The organism is Actinocorallia lasiicapitis (genome assembly GCF_054778695.1).
The window spans coordinates 1-2,780 of the sequence record NZ_BAAGZI010000565.1; the positions used below are offsets into that span (position 1 = coordinate 1).

At 73.5% G+C, this 2,780-nt stretch carries 2 protein-coding genes; both read right to left on the reverse strand.

Going from position 1 to position 2,780, the window contains the following annotated elements; genetic code table 11:
* Nucleotides 1–1,650 (reverse strand): glycosyltransferase family 2 protein (locus ACYVE7_RS32175; RefSeq protein WP_460370111.1); only part of this gene is annotated, 1,650 nt, incomplete at its 3' end.
* 10 nt (nucleotides 1,651–1,660) lie between these two features.
* The coding region (locus tag ACYVE7_RS32180) for a CDP-glycerol glycerophosphotransferase family protein (protein WP_460370113.1) at nucleotides 1,661–2,780 on the reverse strand (1,120 nt) is incomplete at its 5' end.

The following is a 2,780-nucleotide window of genomic DNA, read 5'->3' on the forward strand; positions in this document are numbered from 1 at the left end:
GTTCGCGACCAGCGACGGCCGCTCCTTGATCTTCGTCGGAAGCCGGCCTTCGAGGACGAGCGACCCGTCCTCGACGCGGTGCCCGGTCACCTCGGCGACCGCCGCCCGCACCCGGACCTGGTAGCGGCCGGGACCCGCGACGGCGTCGGCGCGCAGCCCGCCCGGCAGCTCAGCCGAGACCGGCCACTGCCGGGCCTGCTCGGCGGGGTTGCCGAGGCTGCGCCGGCGCCGCACCCCCTGGTTGACGATCTCCACATAGAAGGTCCAGTCGGCGGGCCGCGCCCGGCCGAACGGCTTGAACGCCGAAGCGGGGACAGTCCCGGTGAACCCCGAGGCGGTGTGGCTGACGGCCGACTGGCCCGAGGCCGCCGTCACATCGGGCCGGTCCACCCGGGTCACCGGCACCCGCACCAGCCCCAGCTTGCGGGCCGCGACCAGCCACACCCGGAGCTTGGCGTGCTCGGACTCCAGATGCCGAATGTAGGCGTGGCCCTCGACCTCCAGACCGTGCTCGGTCCAGGTGCAGCGGTCGATCCGGCCGACCGGGAGGAGCTCGTCGGTGACGTCGAACAGCTCGCGCGGCAGCTCGTCGCGGAACGGGTAGGCCGCGTACCAGCGTTTGCCGTCCTGGACGACCTCGGCCGTGGCGGGGCCGCCGAGCTCCTGGTAGCGCAGTAGTTCGCGGAGTTTGTCCTGTTCGCCGGTAGCGAGGAGCCGCAGCCGCAGCCGGTCGAGCGACGGCAGCCGGTCCACGGTGTCCTGACCGAGCGCGGCGGCCAGCACCGCGCCGGACGCGAACGCGGTGTCCGGGTCGGTCAGCCGGGCGAACGCGTCGAGCAGCACCCGCAGCTCCACGTCGACCACGACATGCTCGTCGTAGGCGGGCAGCAGCGCCGGGGCGTTGGCGGCCAGATCGGCGCGGACCAGCGACGCCGACCGCAGCCGGTGCGCCAGATTGTCGTCGCCGTGCCGCTCCTCGGTGATGGAACCGTCGCGTTTGCGCCAGTGGTAGACGGTGTCGGGGAGGACGTCGACGGCCTTGGCGACGGCGTGCGCCCGGACGTTGACCGGCGGGTCCTCATACAGCCCCGACGGGAACACGAACAGATGCGATTCCCAGAACGAGCGGCGGAACACCTTGTTCCAGGGGGTGCGGTCGCGGACCAGGAGCGGGCGCTTGGTCGCGTGGGTGCGTTCGGCCTTCTCGGCGTGCAGGCCCCGGTGCAGGAACGACGCGGTCAGCCGGCCGTCCTCGAGCCGCTCCACCGCGCCGGTCGCGAAGTCCGAGCCGGTCCGCTCCAGCGAGGCGATCATCAGCCGGTAGGCGTCGCGGGGGACGACGTCGTCGGCGTCCGCGAACGCCAGATAGGCGCCGCGCGCCTGCCGGACCCCGGCATTGCGGGCTGGGCCGGGGCCCGCCGCCTCCTGCTGGACGAGCTGGAAGCGCGGATCGGCCGCCACGGCCTCCTTGGCGATGACGGCGCTGGAGTCGCTGCTGCCGTCGTCGACGAGGATCACTTCGAGGTCGGTGAAGGTCTGGCGGGCGAGCGAGTCGAGGCACTCCCCGAAGTACTCCTCGACGTCGCGGAACGGGACGACGACGCTCAGCGCGGGGGACGTGCGGGCGTCCTTGCTCGAGTCGGGTTTCATGGTCCGGCCTTCAGGATTCGGCTCGTTTGGCGAGCATGTCGACGGCGTCGCGGAAGCGGGTGAGGGGGGCGGGCTCGTCCGGGCCGAGCAGCCGGGCCCGCAGCCTTCTGCGGTCGTCGGCGAGCGGGTCGGGGCCGGTGGCGGCGGCGAGGACGGCCGTGGTGTTCGCGCCGTCGAGGAGGTAGCCGGCGGAGGCCGTCGGGCAGCGGTCCAGGAACTCCGCCTCGGGCAGGCCGCGCGGGTTGGTGACCGCGTAGGGGCGGCCGGAGGCCAGATAGTCGGAGATGATGCTGGACACATCGCTGACCAGCAGGTCGGCACCGTTGAACGCGTCGTGGACGGGGCCGTCGCGGCGTTCCAGCAGGGCGGACAGTTCACGGTGGGCGGCGGCCACGGCCTGGGAGCGGCGGCCGAGCATCGGATGCGGCCGGTACAGGACCCTCACCCCGGCCGCCAGCAGGGCACGGACCACGGCCAGGCCGAGCGGGCCCGCCGAGGTCTCGTCGGCGTCGGCCGTCCAGCCCTCCCAGGTCGGGGCGTACAGGACGGTGAAGCGGTCGTTGCCGGTGGGGCCGCGCCGGATCGGCTCGATCTGCGGACGTCCGACCTCGACGATCGCCTCGTCCCGGACACCGACCCCGGCGCGCCGGTACCGTTCCCGGCCCGCCGGGCCCGCCACCCACACCTCGTCATAGACCCGGCTGAACGGGTTGAAGCTGGGCGTCTTGTCGCTGTCGCCGTGGCCGATGAAGACATGGCCGCAGGTCGGCAGCCGCAGCAGATGGCTGTTCTGCCCGCTGTTGGCCGGGTAGAGGGCGACCCTGGCGTCCGGGAGTTCGAGGGCCATCAGCTCGGCGGCCTTCGCCAGGCAGACGACGGGCAGCGCCGTCGCGGCGAGCGCTTCGGCGGCGGCCGGGTCTCGCAGCACCACCAGCGGCCTGCGGTCGAGTGCGGCGACGGTCTCCAGCCACATGTCGGCCTGGTAGACCGAGTGGGCGGGCCCCGGGTAGTAGAGGACGACATCGGGACGGTAGGCGTCGGCCCACCGCTGGATCTGGACGCGCAGCCGCTCCCGGTCCCCCAGATGCCGGGCGCGCACCACCCCCGCCGCCGCGGCCGCCAGCATCGCG